Genomic DNA, 22,197 nt, shown 5'->3' with positions numbered 1-22,197 from the left:
ATATGCTATAATTAGTATAGCTAACATTTACAAAAAACAAGGAGGCATATAGATGATAGTAACTGATGAAAAAATTACAAAAAAACCCAGAAAATACTTCAAAGAAGAAATAAATTTAAATGATTGGAATGAAGTAAAAAAGGTACTTGAAGATTTATTAAGCACAGAAATCAAATCTAAAGATGAATTAATTGAATTTTTAGAAAAATGGTCAGAACTTGAAAGTATTATATCAGAAGAAATGGCATGGCGATATATAAAAATGACATGTGATACAAAGGAAGAAAATTCAAAAGCTTTTAATGAATTTTATGCAAATATAGTTTCACCAGCTCAGGAATATGATTTCAAATTAAAAAAGAAATTCTATGACAGCCCATATAGAAACGAACTAACTGGTGAATCATTTGAACATATGAATAGATTAATATCCAGGGATATTGAATTATTTAGAAAAGAAAATCTGCCATTAATGGTAAAAGAACAGGAATTAGGTTCTAAATACGGTGAAATAATCTCAAAGATTACAGTTACATTTGACGGAGAAGAAAAAACATTATCACAGATGGGAGTTTACTTAAAAAATCCAGACAGAAAAGTAAGAGAAGAAGCATGGCGTTTAACAATGAATGCAGTTGCTGAACATCATGAAGAGCTCGAAAAGCTTTTTGATGAATTAAAAGAAATTAGAATTAAAATTGCCAAAAATGCAGGATATGATAATTATAGAGATTATATGCATGATGCTAAAAAACGATTTGATTTCACACCGGAAGATTTATATGAATTCCATAAATCTGTTGAAGAAGTTGTAGTACCAGCCTTAAAAAAATTAAATGAAGAAAGAAAAGAAAAACTCGGTGTTGAAAGCTTAAGGCCTTGGGATACAGAGGTAGATGTTGATGGTAAAGTCTTAAAACCTTTTGACAACGTTGAAGAATTCATCGATAATGCAATTAAAATATTATCAAAAGTGGATATTGAATTTGCTAAAAATCTTGAAAAAATGAAAAATACAGGATTTTTGGATTTAGAAAACAGAAAAGGAAAAGCACCAGGTGGTTATAACTATCCTTTATCAGAAACAGGTGCAGCATTTATATTCATGAATGCTGTTGGACTAAGCGGTGATGTTCGAACATTATTACATGAATCAGGACATGCTCAACACACATTCAGGTCAAAAGATATAAGCATCTCCTTCTTAAAAGATTTTCCAAGCGAAATTGCAGAGCTTGCTTCAATGTCCATGGAATTATTAACCCTTGAATATCTTGATGAATATTATAAAAATGAAGAAGACTTAAAAAAAGCAAAAAGAGAACAATTGGAAAGCACGTTAAAGATTCTGCCATGGGTTATGATTGTTGATGCATTCCAGCACTGGATATACACAAACCCAGATCACACCATTGAAGAAAGAGATGAATATTTTGGCAGTTTAATGGATAGATTCAATACAGGAATAGATTGGAGCGGATTGGATAAAGAAAAAAGAATAAGATGGTTAAGACAATTACATATCTTTGAAGTACCATTCTACTATATTGAATATGCTATGTCACAACTTGGAGCAATAGCGGTATATAAAAATTATAAAGAAAATGGACAAAAGGCTATTGAACAATACAAAGAATTCTTAAGTTCCGGTTATAAGTATCCTGTTAAAAAATTATATGAAATTGCTGGAATTAAATTTGATTTCTCAAAAGAATATATTAAGGAATTAACAGACTTTATAATCTCAGAAATTGAAAAAGTAAAATAATATTGAGGGCCTTTTTAAAGGCCCTCAAATAATAATTACAATCACAGGAGTTGATTTCATGAAAAAAGCGGAAACCTATTTTGGATTCAGCACATTTTACCTATTCGGTTTTTCATTAATTCTTGTCAGTACTTTAATTCCAATAATAGAAAAGAGCTATCATATCGATCATTCATTAATAGGACTTGCATTTTCAGTTGGTTCAATTGCATTTTTCTTCTCTTCTATAATTTTTGGATATATACTTGAAAAGTATAATATGTATTACACCATAATATTTACCTTATTGCTATTTATAATTGGAAATTTCTTTTTGTTTTCCATGACAGGTTATATACATCTTTTACTTGGAATATTTCTAACAAACTTTGCAGGTGGAGGCTTAGAATTATCAATTCCATTTTTAATAGGACTATCTCAAGAAGAAAAAAAGAGCAAAACCCTTAATTTATTACACTCTGCTTTTGCCCTTGGAGCCGTATCAAGTCCTATAGTATCCTCATTAATACTGAGATACACTAATCAATGGAAATTACCATTTTTAATTGCAATTATTCTAAACATAGTTCCATTTATACTTTTCTCATTATCAAAACATGATATTTCTAAAAAACATACTGAATATCTGGCAAATCCACACAAAAAAGAATCAAAATTTATTATCACCAAAGCGCTTATAATATTAACGCTATCTCTTGGAATTTATGTAGCTTATGAGATGAACTTCACATCATGGCTTGCAACATTCTTATATGAATATAGAGGCTTTAAAGTATCAGATGCAGCCATGTATCCTTCATTTTTATGGATAGGTCTTTTCCTTGGAAGAACATTGCTTTCACACATGCCAGAAAAATATGGCTATAAAAACTGGCTCGTTATAGCTGTACTCATGTCATTAATCTTTTCAACATTTACGGTATTTCTTGGAAAAACACTTTTATTATCTTTAATTGGAACACTTTTAACAGGTATTGGGTATGCAACAACATATCCAACAATTCAAGCATTATTAATTGAAAAATTTAAAAACAATAAAGGTTTTGCTCTAAGTTTTGCTTCTGCTTCAACATCAGTAATTTCGGCTATAGGTTCGTCAAGTGTTGGATATATAGGAAAATTATTTGGTATTTTCTTTGGATTGCTCTTTTTAATCGGATTGAACTTTATTGAATTTCTGCTTATTTTTAGAATAGAAAAACAATAATTAATTTAGGTATTCAAATTATTTAAAAAGAAATATTATTCAAAGACCACTATATAATAAATATATTAGAAAAAGACAGTTAAAGGGGGAATACCATGAAGATAACAGGAATTGTAGATAATTACAAAGTACATCCTTTACTAAAACGCGACTGGGGGCTTTCCATACTCGTTGAAAATAACGGAAGTCTCACATTGTTCGACACAGGAAACGATTATAGAATCTTAGAACACAACATCACACATCTTGGTTTAAGATTCAAAACAATTGATAATCTTTTTTTGAGCCATTACCATGACGACCATACTGGTGGGCTGGAATATATAATGGAAAACTATACTGTTAAGAGAAGCTTTATACCTTCGCGATTTCCTGAAAGAATGCTTAAATTACTCAGAGAAAAAAGTGAAGTAATAGTTTGTGATTCACCAAAAGAAATTGAACCTAATATATATTCTACAGGAACTTTTGAAGGTGATATTCCAGAACATTCAATGGTTTTAAAAACTCCAAAAGGTCTTGTAGTCATAGTTGGATGTTCTCACCCAAAGGTTGAAAACATTCTTGAATTTGCTAAAAAAGAATTTAAAGATAAACTTCACGCAGTAATTGGCGGATTTCATTTCTATAAACTATACGAAGAAAAATTATTTGTTAGAATCGATAGAATTAAAAAAACAGAAGTAGAATATATTTTACCTTCACACTGTACTGGAACAGATGCATTAAATGTATTAAATGTAGAATTCAAAGGCAGGATTATGAAATTTGGTGCTGGAACAATTTTAGAAATATAATTTTTCAATAAAGGGCTTTTGCCCTTTATTTTTTTATAATTTATAATATAAATTTATAAAATTATAAAATATCACTTGACAATTTATAAATTTTGTTTTATAATCATAGTAGAAAGGGGGATGAAAATGTTTGGTGCAATTATTTTAATAATTATTGGATTGTCTCTAATCTTTGGTGGCGCAAAATTTTTCTGGGCTTCACTCTTTATTGGATTGGGTATTTATATAATCTACTCATACTATGAAATTTCAAAAAGAAAAAAAGAAAACAAAAAAATATTAACAAGAAATATTGAAAAGATCATTGAAACACATACACCTCAAGAAGCAGCTAAAATTATCTCTGAAAAAGTTAAAGATCCTGTTGGTTCAAAATTTGTTATTTTAGTGGATACAGAAGATGCTAAAGTTAGATTATTCTTCCCTTTTGGAATCCTTATGTCATTTAAACCATTACTTATATTTACGAAAAAAATCATAAAAAAGAAAATAGAAGAGGAATTTTCAAAAAAAGATAAGAAAATACCTATTGATGTCGATGAAATAGTAGATTTAATCATGGAATCCATGGATTTATTATATCAATATTATGGTGATTTTATCGATGTTGAAGCAGATAATGGAAAAACTAAAGTAAAAATATTTATTGCGTAGGAGTGATTAATATGTATAAAGCACCTGTTATATGTCCAGTATGTGGTAACAAATTACACATTGAAAAATTAAAATGTTCAAACTGTAATTCCAAAATAGAAGGTGAATTTGAATTAAATGAATTTGCAACTTTAAGTAATGAAAATATAGATTTTTTAAGGCTTTATCTTTTAAACAGAGGGAATTTATCAAAAGTCTCAGAAATACTCGGGATTTCATATCCAACTGCATTAAACAAATTCAACAAATTACTTAAAGATTTAGGTTATATTCAAAAAGAAACTTTCGAAGAACCAAATGAACAACCTCAAAATACAGAATTAGAAAAAAAGAAAATTATTGAAATGCTTGCTAACGGTGCAATTTCTTCAAAAGAAGCAATTGAAAAACTTAAAAAATTAAAGGGGGAATGAAAAAATGAAAGAAGAATTATTGAAAATCCTTAATATGGTTAAAGACGGTAGCATTGAAGTAGAGGAAGCTGCTGAATTAATAGAGGCATTTTATGATAATCCACAACCAAAAAGCACAAATCAAAATCCAAGAAAAAAACTTGTTATTAAGGTTAATTCATCAGATGGAGACAAAGTAAATGTAAAAATACCTATGGGATTAATAAAAATTGCGAAGGTTATGATACCTTTAGCATTAGCGAAAGAAGGAAAAATGAAGGATGAGGAAATAAACCAGATAATGCAATTTATCAACAATATAGATTTTGACCAATTTGAAGGAGAAGAATTAATAAATGTAGATTCTGCTGATGGTGATGTAGTAAAAATATATATAGAATAATAAATTACTATGGTTTTTAGAATACTTTAATTTTTCCATCTAGTCTTGACTAAATGTAATTTTAATGGTATAATATTTTTGCTGTGCCGAGATGGCGGAATTGGCAGACGCGGTAGACTCAAAATCTACTGAGGGTGAAACCTCGTGTGGGTTCAAGTCCCACTCTCGGCACCATGTAACCGGCTTATGCCGGTTTTTTTTATACCATAATAAAATCCCCATTAAAACGGGGATTTTATTATATCTATTAAATTTTTTCAATTATATAATCCTCAATATTCCTTTTTTCTGAATTTATATTTATTCCTATCAAATAGACTTCTTTTCCTGCATACTTTTCATAATACTTCATTTCTTTTATCTGTTTTAATGCTTCCTCTGCGCTTTGATCAAGCTTTATTTCAAATAAATATATCCTATCTTCAAAATCTATTACTAAATCGCTTCTTCCTAAGTTTGTCAATTCTTCTGCTTTTACATCTATTCCTGCTGAGGCTATTATTGTGAACATCAATGAATGATAATACTTTTCTTCTTTTTTGTGTAGATTATACGGCACTGCACTTATTATTTTTTTTATTTCTTCTATTAATCCTTTTATGTCATTTTCTTCTATTTTTAAATATATCTCACTTACCCTGTTTATTTCTTCATCATTAAATCCATAATTGGCTTCTAATATTAGTGTTGAAAAACTGTTTTTTACTTCAAAATTTGGATAGTCCAGTATATATTTTTCTTTAAATCCATATTTTTTTATTCCTTTAAAGGTTAAATATCCTGCCTGCGTAAAGAAGATATTTGCTTTTGCATCTTCTATTTCTCGTGTTGAGAAGTCTTCTGCACTTACTGGTGTTTTTACTAAATCCTCATATTCTATTTTTTTGCCTTTTATGTATTCATACAGAAAACTCGGTGATCCACTTTCAAACCAAAAGTTCTGGAATTTTCCTTCGCTAAAAAATCTCAATATTGAATATGGATTATATACATAATGTTCTCCGTCAAATGAAAAGCCATTATAATATCTCTTCATTTCTTCAAGCAATTCTTTTTCTGTTATACCCATTTCTTCTGATAATTCTTTTATGTAATCTTTGAAATAATATTCCAATTCTTCCTGCGTATATCCAAACATCTGTCCATATTTCCTGTTTAATGATATATCGCTTAAATTGTTTAATGCTGAAAATACTCCTGTTTTGGTAAATTTTGTTATTCCGGTTATGAATACAAATTTTACATATGCATCCTTTGTTTTTATCTTTTTATAGAATTCCCTTAAAAATCCTCTGAATTTTTCAGCTTTTTTCTTATCATTTATATGTTCCAATATTGGTGATTCATATTCATCTATTAAAATGACAACTTTTTCTTGATATTTCTCATTTAACTTTTCTATTAAATTTCCAAACTTTGTTGGTATGTCATCTATATCAGGAATTATACTATATGCTTTATAAATTTTATCAAGCATATTATCAAGAGATTTTTCAAATGATTCTATATTCCTCAATGTATTATCCGACATATCCAATTTTATTATTGGATACTCTTTAAATTCCCATTTGTCATATATATATGTATCCTTAAATAATTCCTTTTCCCCTTTGAACAAATAATAAAATGTTGATACTGTTAAGCTTTTTCCAAATCTTCGAGGTCTTGACATAAAATAAAACTTTCCACTATTTATTAAATCATATAAATATTTTGTTTTATCCACATATATATAATTTTCTTCTATTATTTCCTTATAATCTTGTATTCCTACTGGTAATTTCTTCATCGTTTCACCTCCATGGCTTTCCACATCTTTTTCTAAAAAATTTCTTCACGCTTTCACAAAGTAAGCTATTTTATATTATTCTTTCTATTTTAATTATATCATATTATATTAAGAGGTAATGTTTGGTAAAGGATAAATATCCATAATCAAAATTAAAAACAAACATAAAGAGTAAAGAAAAAATTATTTCAGTGTATAAGTCTTTTTATTATTATATAGTATAATAATTACGAATACAATTATAATAACTCTGGAGGTGGGAAAATGCCAAAGGTTTCATTTACATATGAAATTCCGGAAATCGCAGAAAAAAAATTAAAGGACGCTGGTTTCGATGTATGGGTTAACAGAGAAGAGAGAACATTAACCCATGAAGAAATAATAAACCTTGCAAAAGAATCAGATGCATTAATAACATTATTAAGCGATAATATTAACAAAGAAGTATTGGAAGCTGGAAAAGGAAAATTAAAAGTTGTTTCCAATTACGCTGTTGGATATAATAACATAGACGTGGAATCAGCTAAAGAATTTAGCATCTACGTTACCAACACACCAGGTGTATTAAGTGATGCTACTGCTGATTTAGCATGGGCTCTTTTATTTGCAGTTGCAAGAAAAATCGTCGAAAGCGATAAATTTGTAAGAGAAGGAAAATTCATAGGCTGGAGACCTCAATTATTTCTTGGCTATGACATAAAAGGAAAAACACTTGGAATAATTGGAATGGGAAGAATCGGAAAAGAAATGGCAAAACGTGCTTTAGGATTTGATATGAAGGTTTTATATTATAAAAGAAATAGATTAAGTGAAGCTGAAGAAAAAGAATTAAATGTCGAATATGCACCTTTAGAAGAATTAATTAAAAAATCAGATTATATATCATTACATACACCTTTAACTCCAGAAACACATCACTTATTAGATGAAAAAGAATTCTCAATGATGAAACCAAATGTTATAATCATAAATACTGCAAGAGGTCCTGTAATCAATGAAAAAGTTCTTATAAAATATTTAAAAGAAGGAAAAATAGCTGGTGCTGGATTAGATGTATATGAAGAAGAACCAAAAATTCCAGAAGAATTATTAAAATTGGATAATGTAGTTTTAACCCCGCATACTGGAAGCGCTACATTTGAAACAAGGGACAAAATGGCAGAAATGGTTGCCGATAATGTTATTGCAGCCTTAAAAGGAGAGGTTCCGCCAAACAATGTTTATTAATCTAATTGAAATATACGAAACTTTAAAAAAAGAATATACAATTCCTGAAGGTTGGTGGCCTGGCGAAAATCAATTTGAAATAATGCTCGGTGCATTATTGACACAAAATACAAATTGGAATAATGTAGTAAAATCCCTGGAAAACATTAAAAACAAAAACCTTTTATATCCAGAAAAATTATATGTTTTAGATATAGAAGAACTACAGAAATTAATAAAACCAAGCGGCTTTTTCAAGGTTAAAGCTAAATACGTGAAAAATCTATTAGAATGGTTCAAAAAATATGATTTTTCATTTGAAAAACTGGAAAAAATAGATAAAATCACCTTAAGAAACGAATTACTTTCTGTAAAAGGTATAGGGAAAGAAACTGCCGATTCTATACTATTATATTCACTCAACAAGCTAAGTTTTGTTATTGACGCATATACAAAAAAAATGTTTTCGAGATTAGGGTTAAATATAAAAACCGATTATGATGCATACCAAAAATTTTTTGAAGAAAATCTCCCCGAAGATATAATGATATATAAAAATTATCATGGATTAATTGTAGAACATTCGAAAAATATCTGCAAAAAGAAACCTTTATGTGAAAATTGTATATTCAAAGATCTATGTAAATATAATAAAGGCGCTTAATTTAGCGCCTTTATTATTATATATACTTAGCTGCCATTGTTATATATGTCATTGCAAGTAATCCTTCAAAGATCGTACTATAATCTTCACTAACAAGCTTCACCTTTCTTCCGTCTATTCTCTCAACTAAAGGCATAGATTCCACCATATCTGCCCTTAACGTATCAGAAAATTCGACAATCATTTCAACTGGTGACTCAAACTTAAATAATTCAAAATCTTCCTTTTTCATGCTTAGCATCTTCCTCGTTGCATTTTTTATTTCTTCAATCAATTTTTTCATTGGCTTAAATTTTGCAGAAAATCTTCCGAGAGACTCTTTAGTTGAAACATATACAAGTTTATTATAATGCTCTTTTAATTCCTCACCAAGTTTATCATCACCAACAACCATTGCAAGCGGAACATTATACAAACTTCCATATGCAGCATTAATCAAAGTTTCATTCACTCTTACACCATTAATCCAGACATTGTGTATTGAAGAACTGGAATAAGTATGATCCATTGTGGCATATCTTGTTCCAACACCTGCATGATAACCAAAGAATATCATTCTATCAAACGTTGAATCCAATCCAGCCATCATATAATATTTCCTTATTCCTCCGCTAATTAATTCCACATTTGGAAATTCATCAGTAACACTCCATAAAATATTATCCCCCATTGCATGAGAATCTGAAATTACTACTTCATGTTCTTTTAATTCTTCAAGCATAGCTCGTAACTGTATCATTGCATAATTCTGTTTATAATCTCTTCCTTTCGAAACATCGTTCCAGTGATTAACACCAGCCAATCCTTCAAAATCAAATGAAATATAGATTTTCATTATATCCCTCCCAAATTTTATTAATACTACAATTAAATTATACAATATCTTATAACTTTTATGCATATTATCATGCTATAATATCAAAAACAAGCAATGGAGGTTAAAAATGAAAAAATCCATTTTTTATATAATACTCGCTGCATTATTAATGGGAAGCACATTTCCTATTCAAAAGCTTGGATTAAACAATATAAATCCTCTGGCATATACAACATTAAGATTTTTCATTGCTTTTATTTTTTCTTCGATAATATTTAAATTTGGTAATTTCTTTTATTCTTCGATATTGGGAATAGTTTTATCAATTGGTTATATTTCACAAATTGTAGGTATAAAATACACCACAGCAACCAAAGCAGGTTTTATTACCTCACAATATATAATTTTTATTCCTATATTTGCATATTTAATCAACAGAGAAAAAATCAACAAATTTCAAATAATCGGATTAACCTTTTCCATAGTGGGTTCTTACCTGTTATCTGGTGGAATTAATGGATTTAATATAGGAGATATGCTAATGATAATATGTGCTATCAGCTTCGCTTTGCATATAGTACTAATAACAAACTTCAGTCAAAAAGTGGAAGAAAAATCGCTTTTAACATTTCAGTTTTTAACTGTAACTATTATCAGTGGAATTTTCTCTTTAATTTTCAAAGCATCATACAATATAAATGCTATTTCATTATTAACAATATTTTATTCTGCAATAATTGGAAGTATAATCGTTATCTTTCTACAGCTAAAACATCAAAAAAATATAGGAAGTAACCTAACAGCTATTCTATTCCTTACCCAACCTATATTTTCAGCATTACTATCTTTTATTATTTTAAAAGAAACTTTAAATGCTACACAATTTTTAGGAGCTATTATATTGATATTAAGTATACTTATCGCTAATTCAAAATATATTTTTCAAAAAAATAACAGGGGGGAATTTCAATGAAAATAAAGGTTATAATTGTTATTATATCCACTTTAATTATTTTACTAAGTTGCTCTTTTTTAAAACCCAATTATGAAAATAGATACTTCGTATATCAATTACAGAATATAAACATTCAGGAAATAATCACATATCCTGTAAATTTTCTTGTAATGGACTATTCCCGAACAGGTTTAGAGGATGGTAAATATACATACGATGAAATAAAAAAATTAAAAGGTGTTGGAATGGCACCAATCTGCTATCTTAGTATTGGTGAAGCTGAAGATTATAGATACTATTGGCATGATGAATGGAAAACTAATCCTCCTTCATGGCTTGGACCTGAAAACCCTGATTGGGAAGGGAATTATAAAGTAAAATACTGGAACGAAGACTGGAAAAAGATAATTTACGATTATCTTGATAAAATAATTGACATGGGCTTTTCAGGTGTATATCTCGATATAATCGATGCATATTATTATTGGTCAAATGAAGGTGAAGCACCACAAGTTGATCAAAGACCTATTGAAGAAACAGCAAAGGACATGATAGATTTTGTTGTGGAAATAGCAAATTATGCCAGAAGTAAAAAAGAAAATTTCTTGATTATACCTCAAAATGGTGAAGATATACTGGATTACGATAATAATGGAATATATTTAAAAACCATTTCTGGAATTGGAATAGAAGATTTATTTTATGATTCAGAAGAACTCGACAACGGAAGTTATTTAATACAAAAAAGCACTGAAACAGAATATAAGCTAAAATACATAAACAAAATCCTATCTTCTGGAAAAGTGGTATTGAGCGTAGATTATGTGGTCGATGAAGATAATATAAACATCGATATAATAGACGATTATATCAAAAATTGCAGAGATAGAGGAATAATCCCATATCCAGCATATGTTGATAGAGAATTAGACAGACTATCCACAATTATTTATGATATAGAAATACAATAAAAAACATTTATTATCTTTTTCTCATGTTTAGGCTTAAATACGGAAAAATACAAAAACATTCCCTGATAGAATTGTAATATAATTCTATCAGGGAATTAAAGAAATTAAAAATTATTTTTACCAGATTAAAATTGCCCCAAAATCTGACATTGGTATCTTCCAATTAATTCTTACAGAATCTGGCTTTAAAACATTTATCTGCATATATCCCATTGACCCTGCAACATAAACAACATTATTATTTGAATCAAATTTCACATCATAAATATAACCATAATCATAATTTTTAATTTTAACAGGCGATGTTATCTCAGAAATATTTTTTGTATCATAAGCTGCTATTTTTGTTGGATTTGTTTTGTCGCTTATATCTACTATTACAAACTCTGAATTTCCAGCTGCAAGATATGCGTAATTCCCATCTACATATACTTTCTCTACATTATAAAAATAACCTGGACTATACGCCCCCACCTTTACTGGATTTGTCTTATCACTTATATCCACTATTTCTAAGCCTTTATAACTATTTGCAACATATGCATAATCACCATCCACATATATTCCTATAGCAAAACCTAAACCAGTAGTATTATACTCCCCTATTTTTCTTGGATTTGTTTTATCACTTATATCCACTATTACCAGACCTTTATCAAAACCTGCTATATATGCATAATCACCGTCCACATATACTCCGTAAACCTTAGTAAAATTATTATAGCTTCCTACCTTTTTGGGTTTTGTTTTATCACTTATATCTACTATTACAAGTCCAGAATCTCCAGCTGCAAGATATGCATAATTTCCTTCCACGTACACTCCCTCTACACTATAAAAATAACCGGGATCATAATCTCCTACTTTTTTAGGATTCGTTTTATCACTTATATCCACTATTTCCAAACCATGATAATAATTTGCTACATATGCATAATTATCATCTACAAAAACATCTCTTGCTGTACCTTCAAGATAAAGAGTATATGTTTTCCTTGTTGTTTCATTATATATAGCAAGTCCACTATCTCCCGCTGCAATAATATCATAATCATCCACATGAACACCGCTATATGCAGAAGGATTTGAATATTTATCTACATATTCATAAATTGGTTTATCAAAACTATATTGATTACTAATATCAACTACCGCATACCCATCCCCTGTTACATAAGCATAATCACCTGAGATCACGCCATGATGTACTGAAAAATCATCAAAATATGAATCAATAAGATACGCTTTGTTTAAATCAGTTATATCAACAGCTTTTAATCCTCCTTCAGTTCCAAGAAATATATTTTTTTGAACACCATATATTTTTATACCAATAATTTCATATGCAGAACCATTTGTTGAAACTGACGTTACCTTTATTGGATTTGTTTTATTTGTTATATCAACTATTACCAACCCATTATCATAATCTGCCACATATGCATAATTGCCATCTATATATACTCCATAAGCTGTCCCTGTATCATAATTTCCCACTTTTTTAGGATTTGCTTTATCGCTTATATCCACTATTTCCAGACCTGAAATACCAGCTGCAAGATATGCATAATTTCCATCTACATATACTCCATAAACATATCCTGTATTATACATCCCTATCTTTTTAGGATTCGTTTTATCGCTTATATCCACTATTTCCAGCTTATCAAAAGTTGCTATATACGCATAACCATTTGTTACTACAATATCTCGAGCATCCGATGGCATATACGCACCATCATGCTTTTCTATTAATTCTGGATTTTTTACATCGCTAAGATCAATTATATCAAGATCTTCGGTATACAAATATACACCGTCAAAACAGAAACTTGTAGATTCATGCGGCAAATCTATTGATGATACAAATACCGGATGTTCCGGATCTGAATTTACATCATATATCGCAAGCATACCATCACCATACACAAACATATAACCATTTTGAATCATTTTCTTTTCTGTTGTAAATGACCATACTTTACTTGATAGCTCCTCTCCTTTACGATTTTTCGCAACCACTTTCCAATAGTATGTTTTACTTTTTTCAAGTTCAGGTATATTTACAGAAGTTTTATCTAAATCTTTATAAACTAGTTTCATCGAATTCTGTGATTCTCCAAAATACACATCATAACTTATAATATCTCCTTCTGAACCTATTGATCCTTTCCATTTCAAACATAGGTGATTTATATTTACATTTTTTGCTCCATCTACAGGCTCTGGAGTAGTTGGTGCTATTGTTTGAATATTTTCTTTTGCTTTTTCCGATTGGTGAAAACAGGATACCATAAAAAACAGCATAGTTATTGTCACCATCAAAAATACAATGACTCTTTTCATCATCCTGCCCCCTTATTTTCAATTGAATAAAATATTAAATTACCAACTATAATGTATCATTTTTTTTTTTTTTTTTTTTTTTGAATTTTTATTAACTAAATATTTTAATTTAGAAAATTTTTTGTTTTTATGATGATTTCACAAATACTAAATGGTTTCAATAATAATTGAAAGATTTCATTCAAAATTTAGAAGTATCATAATAAATATGGTATAATATTTGCAGAGTAAGTGAAATAACTTTATATTATATTGAAAATAATACTATTTCTATAAAACCACCAATTATACCAGGAGATGATTGTATGGAAAGAATAAAGGTTAAAAATTTTATAGTTCTTAAAAATATAGATATTGAGTTAAAACGGTTAAATGTTTTTATAGGAAAACAGGAAAATAGAATGAAAATATTAAAATATTTAAAATTTAGTAATTTTATAAGCGAAGCCTATTGGCTTCGTTTTTTTATTAGCATGTTATAATTAATTAAGTGGAAAAGTTATAGTTGACAGCAGGGAGACAGATATTGATGATAGAAATTGTTGCGGTTTCTGATGAAGAAAAGGGAAGTATTCATAAAATAATTAAAAAATGCGACATTTTGCTTGGTTGCGGTGATTTATCACCGGGATATTTTGATTTTTTATTGAATACATTAACCCCTAAAATTAGCCTAATGATTTATGGAAATCACGATAAAAAATATTTCAAAAAGTTTGAAGATATAAATTTAAACGATTTTTCTAATATTTATACAGGAATTAAAGTAATCCACAATGAAATTATAAATATCAAATCAGCTCTTAATATTTCTGAAGATGTGTATATCACCGGATTTTCCGGTGCATTATCTTATGGTAAAAAACCATTTCATTTTAAAGAAAAAGATGCAAGGGCTTTTTGCCACAAGTTAAATCGCAGCAAATTTTTAAATAGATTTAAAAAACTGGATGTGATTATCTCCCATTCGCCACCGGGAATTTCAAATATTTTTGATGATATGGATGATTATCACAAAGGTTCAAAACAATTAGCAAAAATTTATTTAAAATATTTTCCAAAAATCTGGTTTTATGGCCATATTCATCCAAGATATACCAGCAAACCTTTAAATTTCAAGATTTATTATAAAGGGAGAATTTCATATTTACTTAATACAGTTCCTTTTAAGTATGTATTATATGATGAAAATTTGCATGATATTGTAAAAATAAAAGGTGAAAATGGAAGGATTAAATTAAAGGAAATTTATTTATGATTTTCGGGGAGAGGATATAATGAATCGATTTGACAGCGCAAAGGAATACAAAAATGCAAAGAAAAAAGGGGAAAGGGAGTTATTATACTGGGAAGGTAGAGGGAAAGACGGATATTTACCTTCTTTAGAACATTTGCTTCAAAAATATGAAATTAGTGGAGAACAATATCTTGGAACAATAGAAATACCGCTAAAAAAGGTTAAAGGCACTTATTACGAATCCCGAAGAAGTGCATTTTCAAAAAACTTTCTTCCATTGTTAGAAGAAACAAGTGAATTTGCAATTAAATGGATGAATCTTTTTGAAGCACAGCAGGAAGAAGGCATAAGGGAACCTATAGTAGCTTATGAATTTTTAAATTATTTTTATGTTGTAGAAGGAAATAAACGAGCAAGTGTTTTAAAATATCTCGAAGCACCTTCAATTGTAGGAAATGTAAGAAGGATAATACCAAAATATGATGAACTGGACCCTAAAATCAGAATTTATTATGAGTTTCTTGATTTTTATGAAAAAACAAAAATAAATATGATATGGTTTAAAAGGGAAGGAAGCTTTAAAGAGCTTGAAGAAATCCTTTTAAAACATATAAAGGAAACCAATCAAAATCCAAATGAATTTTTCAAATATTTTGAAAAATTTATATACTGGAACTTTAGAAAGGTGTATCATTCTCTTGGTGGCGAAAGTCTTCCTTTGACTACCGGCGATGCCTTTCTTGAGTATATAAAAAAATATGGAATTGAAGATAATATTTTAGACAAAGAATTAAAAGCAAGAGTAAAAGAATTAATTAAGGAGCTTGAAACTGTTTATTTAGAAGAAAAAAAAGATTTACTACATGAAATGTTAGCTTCTTTTATTAAATTGTCAGCTGCACAGGAAAAGACTTTAAATATAGCTTTTGTGTATAGAAATACTATTAATGAAAGCACCTGGGTTCAGGCTCATGAAATTGGAAGAAATTATATTGAAGAAAAGTTTAAAGATAAAATTCATACTACATATATTGAGAATGTAAAAAAAGAAGATTCATATGAAGTTATTCAAGAATTGGTGGATAAGAATTATAATTTAATTATTACTACAAGTTTTGATTTTATGGATTCAACTTATAAAGCAGCTGTAAATAATTTGTCTGTAAAGTTCTTAAATTGTGCGGGATATAAGAGTTATAGAAATCTTTCTGTATATTTCGGAAGAATATATCAACCACAATTTTTAACAGGAATGATAGCGGGAATTATGACGAAATCAAATAAGATAGGGTTTATTGCGCCTTATCCATTACCTTTATTTGTAAGGAATTTAAATGCTTTTGCTATAGGAGTTAAAATGGTAAATCCATCAGCTGTTATTGACGTAAAATGGACAAAAGAATGGATAAACTATGAATTAGAAAAGGAATTAACGGTGAAACTTATAGAATCTGGAAATGATATAATAGCTTCTAATCTCGACACTCTTACTCCTCTGGAAATTGCCGATGAGCATAATGTATATAGCATAGGATATAATATAAAAAAAGATGAATTATTTCCAAAAACCAATATAGCAGCTGCAACATGGAATTGGGGACCTTTTTATGAAAAAATTGTAAAAAAACTTTTGAATGATGAGTGGGAAATTACCACTTCAAAACATCTAAAGGACTTAAGAAAGTACTGGTATGGAATGGATAGAAAAATTGTAAGATTATTTAAATCGAAGAATTTGCTTCCCGGACAAAGCGAGAATCTTATTGAATTAATGAAAAACGCAATAAAAAACAGGGAATACGATGTGTTTAGCGGTCCAATTATAGATGCAAATGGTAATATAGTAGCAACAAATGATGAAAGTATTACAGATGAAGAATTATTAAAGATTAATTGGTATCTTGATAATATAAAAGGAGAACTGGAAAAGATTATATTTACTACTGATTAAATTTAATAACAAAGTGCCGGAATTAATCCCGGCACTTTAATTTTATATTATTTATTAGAAATAAATTTTTATATTTAATGAGATTGAATTTAAATCTTCCATTGATTTTAATGAGTGTTCATCTGATTCGGCATATGCATATTTTAACTGTATTGACGGTTCGAAGTTATCAATCCCATTATATGCAATTTTCAATGTTCCCATATATCCAGGTTCATATTTATCATTGATTTTTGAAAACGCTGCTAATCCAAGACCTTCAAAGGATACATTGTTTATCTTTGCTTTTATATACATATCGCTTCCAAATGAAATATGCCCTTTTAATTCCTCTGTTGGCAAACCGTTAAATCCTTCAATTCCCAATGTAAAGTCTTCTCCGTGTGTATATTCGATACCTCCTACAGCCTTTACATAATACTTTTCAAAAATGTCCACTTCTGTTGAATCTTTTGTCTGAACTGTTGTTGTTGGATTTTCAGGATTTGGAACATAATATGTTGTATCTACTTTTATATATGTTTTTTCTGGCATAATTAATGCTGCTTCGCCATGATAGCTTATAGAATCAAAGAAATAGGATATCCCCTGAAAATCTAATGTTACTACATTTCTATATGGTCTGTATAATGTTGTTTTTGATGTTCCTGTTCCATCTTTTGAATAATTTATTTCTATTGTTTCTGGAACTGTAAAGTGATAATGGTCATGAGCATAACCTAATTTGATATTGTAATTTGAAATATCCATTGAAACCTTTGCACTATAATCGCTATTTACAGGCAATAATTCGTCTATATTTTTTGTTTCTGTATAGATATTTTTAACTTCATATATATCTGGTAAGACCATTAATGTTTTAAATGCATATGTAAGTGTTGCTGCGTTCTCAGAAATTATTGTTTCGTTTATTGTTTTTGGATATAGTATAAATGAAGGTATATCGTCATATGTTTTTGGTGTAAAGGTTAATTCATATGTATAGTCTGCAATGTATCCATTTAAATATATTCCATCTACAGGTAATGTTTTTAATGGTTCAAATGGATTAATTCCATCATGTGCTGGAATTGTTACTGAAGGACTGTAAAATGTTGAACTGCCGCTATCAGGAATAAACCTTCCGACTCTTAATGTTGCTTCATCAAGATAAATATCTGCAAACGCTTCATTGAGTACATATAATGCCCATGGTAATGATGGAGATATTAAATATACTGATGATGGCATCAATGCTGCATACTGTGTTGTATCAATATCTGAGTTAACATTTAAATCAAAACCGTCTAATTTGAATAAATCTATTGAAAATCTATAATAAAGATTGTCGAGTTCATTTTCAAGTGTAATATTTGTTTTTAATCCACTAAATGTTGTTGATGCATTATTTGAGAAATTATAACCGTATATATAATTTAAATCACCAGAAAAGCCAAATAATGTCAATGCTAACAATGTGAGCGATATTATTGTTACTATGCTTTTTTTCATACTCTCGCCTCCAAAATCTTATTTTTTATTTTTATTATTGATACTTCAAAACAGGTTTTGAGATATTTCTCTTGTTAAAGAATTTCTTTGTAATTGGAATATCAAATTCAACATTTTTAATAATAAGTATTGTTGAGTGATTTTCTTCAATGTTGTTTAATTCTATTCTTGTTGCGAGAATATGACCCGAATAATCTTTTACATCGCTAAATGTCATTACCTTTATTAATTCTCCATTTTTGTTATAAAAATCTATTTTTTTAAAGAGCATGTTTTCTTTTTCTATTAACGCTACTATCTTTCCATAATCACTGTCCTTTTCATGTGGAATTATTTCTACTGTATATGATTTATCATCTTCATTTATAAGATTTGCATCGTAATCGCCGTTTTGTTCGTTGTATAATAATGAAATATCGTTGTATTTAAAGTCTGAACCTACAAATTTTCCATTTTTTGCACCGCCGGAAATCCTCTTTGTTTTTCTATATGCTGGCATATAAAGGTAAATTTCATCGTCTGATAATGTGAGCAATGTAATTCTTTTTACTTCTGATGGCTTATTAAATCTTACAAGCGCAAGTGTGTCGTCGCCATCATGCATAATATACATATCAAATTCCCTTTCCCTGATATTTCCATTAGCGTCTTTTAACTGCATGATCACAAGTGATTTTTCTGTTTTGAAATTATCGTGTGCATCTTTCAATTGATCCAATACTTCCTGCCCTGTAATTGCAAATGCGGAAACAACTGTTAAAATAATTACTGTGAGTAATACCAATCCCTTTTTGTAGTTCATGCTTTCTCCTCCTCCATTTTTAATTTTCTTTTTAGTAATGATTCTTTTGAGAATTTATTTAAAAGATTTTCATTAAGCATTGTCATTAATATAGGGAATATTGTTAAAGTCAATATAGGAGCCACTAACATAGCTGTTGCAGTTAAAATACCAAACTGACTTAACATACCTATTTCTGAGAATATAAATGTTGCAAATCCAAGAATAACTGCAAGAGAGTTAATTAATATAGCCCTTCCAGAGGTTGCTGATGTTCTTATTGCAGCCTTAAACTTATCCTTTGTAAGCCTATATTCTTTCTTAAATCTTGTTAAATAGTGTATTGTGTAATCTATACCTGTACCAATAGTAATTGATGCAATTGTTACTGTTGCTGCATTTAATGAAATACCTGTTAGCCCCATTATTCCAAAGTTGACAATTATAGTAAGAGTAATAGGAATTAATGCGAGTATTCCAAGAACCACAGAATGCATTTGAATTGCAAATAATATAAATACAAGTGCATAGGCAAGCATCATACTTTCTTTTTGATTGTCAAATACCATATCATTAACCTTGTTTGTTAATACCGGAATACCGGTAACCCTTACCAATAACTTCTTATTTCCCCCTGGAATTACAACTTCCTCATCATTTACATATTGTGAAAGTTCTTTTATATAATTTTCTTTTAATCCTGTATTTAATGATTTCAAAGTATTTTCCACATATAATGCCTTTAATGTTGGTTCGTAATCATATACAAAATATTCATAATATTCTGAAATATATTCATCCACTGATTTTGGATCTTTTAAATATGCATTGAATGTATTCATGTCAATTGTTTCTTCACCATATTCAGCAAGATAATTATTAAATAGATTTAATATCATTGTTTTATCCATTCCTGAAATTATCTCGTTTATATCAGCCTTTCTTGCTTTTAACATTGTATTTAAAACTTCTTCTGTATATGTTCCATTTCTTGCTGCTATGAATTGTTTAAGTTCGTGTTCAAATGCTTTTATGTGTTCTGGATTTCCAACGTCAAATTCTTCTGTATTGTAATCTGTATAGATATAATCATTAATATATTTTCTTAAGTCATTTTCAAGGATTTTAACCTTGTTAAAACTCTTGGTGTTTACCATCATTTGAGAAATTCCCTCGTTCTTTTCAGCGGATAATATCTTATCTATTCCTTCACTACCTTCAATCATCATATAATCCTGTTCCATTGCTGCGTTTGAACCAGGAATGTACTTTACGCCTGTAAATCCTTCTGTTAGATTTGCAACAACATCACCTATATTTGAAATCTGTGAAATAACATCATAATTCTTTGCAAATAATGAAATATCTCTAATAGATCTATTAAAGTAGAAATCCCTGAATGTATTGTCTCCTTTAGCCACTAAATCAACGAATATATAATCATTTCCACCATAATTATTTCTTAAGAACTTAGAACTTTTAACCATTTGTGTTTTGTCGCTCATGAAATTTTCTATTTGCATATCAGATTTGATTTTTGGAATATAGAATGTTGTAAATAATACAAGAATTGCTATTATGGACAATGTAATGGCTCTATGATGTACAATCTTATCTGTAAAGTTTCTTAAAAACGGACTTTCTCCGTCTTCAGATAATGTTACCTTCGACTTTGGCTTGAAAATTAAAAGCATTGCTGGAACAAATATAGTTGCCATTAGTAATGCTAAAGCTATACCAAGTGAGGTAAATATTCCCAATTGCCACACAGGAGTAAGATCAGCTGTTAACAATGATAAGAATCCTGCGATAGTTGTTAATGCACTTAAAACAACTGCTGTTCCTACATGCTTCAATGTTTCATTTACAGCTTTTTCTGCTGAAATACCCTTATGCAATTCTTCATAATATTTACTGATAATATGAATTGAATATGCTGTTCCTATACCAACAACTGCAATTGGCACTGCTGATGTTGTTATGTTAAAGTCTATTCCCAACAATTCCATTATTCCAACTGTCCATATATCAGCAAGCAAAACTGAAATGATAGGCAATAACACACCTGCTATGTTCTTATAACTAAAATAAAGAACAGCCATAACGAGAATTAAAACAATAGGAATTAACTTTAATAAATTATCTTTTACTATTTCCTCTATTTCTCTATTCGCAATTGCTGTACCAAAGATATAATAATCAACACCTGCATCTTTAAATACATTTTCAACCTTTAAACCTGCTGATTTCTCTTCAACATCCTTTTTTAATCCAATTGCAAATAATACGCTTTTTTCGTTATCTGATATAAATTTTCCTTTAATCATATCATCGTTTTTTAATTCATTTTTCAATTCTTCTGGACTATACGATTTAATGCTTGAAAAATCAAATGTTGATTCAAGGTTTCCAACTGAAATATCTCCATCTTCTGTTGTGCTAATCCTTGGAGCATTAACAGGTGAAATAACATTATCAACTACATCAAGTTTCTTTAATTCTTCCGTGAGTTTATATATCTCTGGAAAGTGTTTATACACATCGTCATACTTTACTGCTGTTAAAATCATGCCGTTTAAACCAAATGTATCTGCCACTTCGTCATAAATCACCTTGTCAGGATCATCTTTTGGAACATAACTTGATATATTATCATGAACACTGACCTTTGCTGCATAAATACCAAAAACAATTGTTAAAACCGCTACAAGAATAACTATAAATATAGAATTTTTACGGTTTAACTCCATCTTATCTCCTCCTCCTTT

Annotated in this window: 19 protein-coding genes and 1 tRNA gene; 14 read left to right on the top strand and 6 right to left on the bottom strand. The window is 29.0% G+C overall.

Going from position 1 to position 22,197, the window contains the following annotated elements:
* The first annotated feature begins 52 nt into the window (after positions 1-52).
* From XO10_RS10170 to XO10_RS10140, 7 genes are all read left to right on the top strand, one after another.
* Positions 53-1,768 carry a M3 family oligoendopeptidase gene (locus XO10_RS10170; RefSeq protein ID WP_014297495.1) on the top strand — a complete coding sequence of 572 codons (1,716 nt, stop codon included), beginning with the start codon at positions 53-55 and terminating at the stop codon, positions 1,766-1,768.
* A gap of 58 nt (positions 1,769-1,826) precedes the next feature.
* The gene (locus XO10_RS10165; RefSeq protein ID WP_175421465.1) at positions 1,827-2,975 is read left to right on the top strand and encodes a sugar MFS transporter; all 1,149 of its coding nucleotides are present in this window, start codon (positions 1,827-1,829) and stop codon (positions 2,973-2,975) included.
* 95 nt (positions 2,976-3,070) lie between these two features.
* Positions 3,071-3,772, top strand: coding sequence for an MBL fold metallo-hydrolase (locus XO10_RS10160; RefSeq protein WP_175421464.1), 702 nt, complete (start codon positions 3,071-3,073; stop codon positions 3,770-3,772).
* 126 nt (positions 3,773-3,898) lie between these two features.
* A complete protein-coding gene (locus XO10_RS10155) occupies positions 3,899-4,426 on the top strand; it encodes a hypothetical protein (protein WP_014297492.1) in 528 nt (175 codons plus the stop codon).
* Between the two features lie 11 nt (positions 4,427-4,437).
* Complete coding sequence (locus XO10_RS10150) at positions 4,438-4,839, top strand: DUF2089 domain-containing protein (protein WP_014297491.1); 402 nt, start codon at positions 4,438-4,440, stop codon at positions 4,837-4,839.
* Between the two features lie 4 nt (positions 4,840-4,843).
* On the top strand, positions 4,844-5,221 hold the full coding sequence (locus tag XO10_RS10145; protein ID WP_075780774.1) for a hypothetical protein: 378 nt from the start codon (positions 4,844-4,846) through the stop codon (positions 5,219-5,221).
* 85 nt (positions 5,222-5,306) lie between these two features.
* A tRNA-Leu gene (locus XO10_RS10140) sits at positions 5,307-5,395 on the top strand.
* Between the two features lie 73 nt (positions 5,396-5,468).
* Here XO10_RS10140 and XO10_RS10135 read toward each other — a convergent pair.
* Entirely contained in the window at positions 5,469-7,010 is a 1,542-nt protein-coding gene (locus XO10_RS10135; RefSeq protein WP_175421463.1) for an ATP-binding protein, read from the bottom strand.
* Positions 7,011-7,274: 264 nt separating this feature from the next.
* On the opposite strand from XO10_RS10135, the gene XO10_RS10130 reads away from it, so the two are divergent.
* Together XO10_RS10130 and XO10_RS10125 are read left to right on the top strand one after the other, a co-directional pair.
* Complete coding sequence (locus tag XO10_RS10130; RefSeq protein WP_014297488.1) at positions 7,275-8,237, top strand: D-glycerate dehydrogenase; 963 nt, start codon at positions 7,275-7,277, stop codon at positions 8,235-8,237.
* Positions 8,227-8,880 (top strand): endonuclease III domain-containing protein, encoded by a 654-nt coding sequence (locus tag XO10_RS10125; protein ID WP_175418578.1) that lies wholly within the window; start codon positions 8,227-8,229, stop codon positions 8,878-8,880. The genes XO10_RS10130 and XO10_RS10125 overlap by 11 nt, the downstream gene beginning before the upstream one ends.
* A 16-nt stretch (positions 8,881-8,896) precedes the next feature.
* Here XO10_RS10125 and XO10_RS10120 read toward each other — a convergent pair whose 3' ends face one another.
* Complete coding sequence (locus XO10_RS10120) at positions 8,897-9,715, bottom strand: M55 family metallopeptidase (protein WP_175418577.1); 819 nt, start codon at positions 9,713-9,715, stop codon at positions 8,897-8,899.
* 109 nt (positions 9,716-9,824) lie between these two features.
* Between XO10_RS10120 and XO10_RS10115 the strand changes: the two genes are divergently transcribed.
* The gene (locus XO10_RS10115; RefSeq protein ID WP_175418576.1) at positions 9,825-10,670 is read left to right on the top strand and encodes a DMT family transporter; all 846 of its coding nucleotides are present in this window, start codon (positions 9,825-9,827) and stop codon (positions 10,668-10,670) included.
* The gene (locus tag XO10_RS10110; RefSeq protein ID WP_175418575.1) at positions 10,667-11,623 is read left to right on the top strand and encodes an MJ1477/TM1410 family putative glycoside hydrolase; all 957 of its coding nucleotides are present in this window, start codon (positions 10,667-10,669) and stop codon (positions 11,621-11,623) included. Before XO10_RS10115 ends, XO10_RS10110 begins: the two co-directional genes overlap by 4 nt.
* 117 nt (positions 11,624-11,740) lie before the next feature.
* Here the strand turns inward: XO10_RS10110 and XO10_RS10105 are convergent, their stop codons facing one another.
* A complete protein-coding gene (locus XO10_RS10105; protein WP_175421462.1) occupies positions 11,741-13,969 on the bottom strand; it encodes a hypothetical protein in 2,229 nt (742 codons plus the stop codon).
* Positions 13,970-14,274: 305 nt separating this feature from the next.
* Here XO10_RS10105 and XO10_RS10100 point away from each other — a divergent pair, with 305 nt between their 5' ends.
* From XO10_RS10100 to XO10_RS10090, 3 genes are read left to right on the top strand one after another with little or no spacing between them, the layout of a single operon-like run.
* Complete coding sequence (locus tag XO10_RS10100; RefSeq protein WP_175418573.1) at positions 14,275-14,451, top strand: hypothetical protein; 177 nt, start codon at positions 14,275-14,277, stop codon at positions 14,449-14,451.
* A 47-nt stretch (positions 14,452-14,498) separates the two neighbouring features.
* Positions 14,499-15,227 (top strand): metallophosphoesterase, encoded by a 729-nt coding sequence (locus tag XO10_RS10095; RefSeq protein WP_014297481.1) that lies wholly within the window; start codon positions 14,499-14,501, stop codon positions 15,225-15,227.
* A 19-nt stretch (positions 15,228-15,246) separates the two neighbouring features.
* Positions 15,247-17,157 (top strand): BMP family ABC transporter substrate-binding protein, encoded by a 1,911-nt coding sequence (locus XO10_RS10090; RefSeq protein ID WP_014297480.1) that lies wholly within the window; start codon positions 15,247-15,249, stop codon positions 17,155-17,157.
* A gap of 54 nt (positions 17,158-17,211) precedes the next feature.
* On the opposite strand, the gene XO10_RS10085 is transcribed toward XO10_RS10090, so the two are convergent.
* The 3 genes from XO10_RS10085 to XO10_RS10075 are packed head-to-tail and all read right to left on the bottom strand — an operon-like array spanning position 17,212 to position 22,179.
* A complete protein-coding gene (locus tag XO10_RS10085) occupies positions 17,212-18,648 on the bottom strand; it encodes a hypothetical protein (RefSeq protein ID WP_175418570.1) in 1,437 nt (478 codons plus the stop codon).
* Positions 18,649-18,682: 34 nt separating this feature from the next.
* A complete protein-coding gene (locus XO10_RS10080; protein ID WP_014297478.1) occupies positions 18,683-19,450 on the bottom strand; it encodes an outer membrane lipoprotein-sorting protein in 768 nt (255 codons plus the stop codon).
* Positions 19,447-22,179, bottom strand: a complete 2,733-nt coding sequence (locus XO10_RS10075) for an RND family transporter (RefSeq protein WP_175421461.1) — start codon at positions 22,177-22,179, stop codon at positions 19,447-19,449. Before XO10_RS10075 ends, XO10_RS10080 begins: the two co-directional genes overlap by 4 nt.
* Positions 22,180-22,197 lie beyond the last annotated feature (18 nt).

Source organism: Marinitoga sp. 1135 (assembly GCF_013363245.1).
GTDB classification, from domain to species: Bacteria; Thermotogota; Thermotogae; order Petrotogales; family Petrotogaceae; genus Marinitoga; species Marinitoga piezophila.
The sequence above is the reverse complement of the archived record's forward strand: the minus strand, read 5'-3'. Positions and strand labels throughout refer to the sequence as shown.